Consider the following 1,358-nt stretch of genomic DNA (forward strand, 5'->3'; position numbering starts at 1 on the left):
CCCGCTACCCGCCACCCGCCACCCGCCACCCGCCACCCGCCACCCGACACCCGACACCACCGTTCTCACGTCCGCTTGCCGCTACTGAGCATCATGAAAGATGATGCCGACCGTATGGCGGTGCCCGGTCCGGATACGGCTCACGCCGTGACGCAGGTTGACGCGATAGACGCCGCGCGTTCCCTGCACGGGCCTGCCGTGCACCGCGAAGATCACGGCGTCGCCTTGTGTCAGCGGCACGACTTCCGCACGCGACTGCATCCGCGGCCGCTGTTCCGTCAGCACGAACTCCCCACCCGTGAAATCGCGGCCCGGCGCCGACAGGAGAATCGCGACCTGCAGCGGAAAGACGTGCTCGCCATACAGGTCCTGATGGAGGCAGTTGTAGTCGTCCGCACCGTACTGCAGGATCAGCGGTGTCGGTCGGGTCTGTCCCGCCGCATGGCAGCGCTCGAGGAATGACGCGTGGTCGGCCGGGTAGCGGACGTCGATCCCGAGCGCTTGGTTCCAGCGATTCGCGATCGGCGCGAGATGCGGATAGATCGCGGTTCGCAACGTGTCGACGACTGCCGGCAGCGGATAAGCGAAATACCGATATTCGCCGCGGCCGAAGCCATGCCGCGCCATGACGACGCGCGAACGGTAAAGCGCATCGCGCGAATAGAGCGATGCCAGCGCCGTGCATTCGTCGGCGCGGAGAAGGCCCGGTACGCGAGCGCACCCATAGCGATCGAGTTCGGTACCGACGGCGGTCCAATCGACTGCGCTCACGCGTTGTACGAGGTCGGCAGATGCGAGGGCGGGTTGCAGATCGGCAATGTTCACGGGTGTACCTCGTTCGTCAGCGATGGGAATACGGAGTCGTGCAGGCATGTCGCGCGCGCCGGAATATGCGCGGGCGGTCGCAGCGGGATGGTCGGCGACGCGATGTCGGGTAGCGTTGCGAGCACGACCGTATCCCCGATGAAAGTCGATGAACCCAGTCTAATGTTGCCGGTGCGACGGCGCGCTCCAGATCTTGCGCTTCAATTCGGGAGAGCGGGGGCAGATCGCGGGGCGAGCAGTCGGGCGCAACGGCGATTCAGTGCGACGTCGTTGCGCGACTGACCGGGATAAGTTCAGCGTAATGTGCGCGACACGGACGGCGAGAGGGCCTGCGAGACGAAGAGACGAAGCGCGCAGAAGCGCAGAAGCGAGGAAGCGAGGAAGCGAGGAAGCGAGGAAGCGAGGAAGCGGGGCGGTGAGGAACCGAAGAGGTGAGGAGGCGACGAGGAGAGTGTGGAGCCTATCCGAACCTTTGTGTGTGAGGCATAAACTGATGGCCAAGGAGCCACTTTATGCCACGCAAACGCAAGGAA

Annotated in this window: 1 protein-coding gene; it reads right to left on the reverse strand. The window is 64.8% G+C overall.

All coding sequences use genetic code 11. The features are described from left to right. Positions 1-81 precede the first annotated feature (81 nt). The gene (locus tag SB771_RS33385; protein ID WP_175662728.1) at positions 82-825 is read right to left on the reverse strand and encodes a 2OG-Fe(II) oxygenase; all 744 of its coding nucleotides are present in this window, start codon (positions 823-825) and stop codon (positions 82-84) included. Positions 826-1,358 lie beyond the last annotated feature (533 nt).

The organism is Burkholderia sp. SIMBA_051, from assembly GCF_046534915.1.
GTDB classification, from domain to species: domain Bacteria; phylum Pseudomonadota; class Gammaproteobacteria; order Burkholderiales; family Burkholderiaceae; genus Burkholderia; species Burkholderia ambifaria.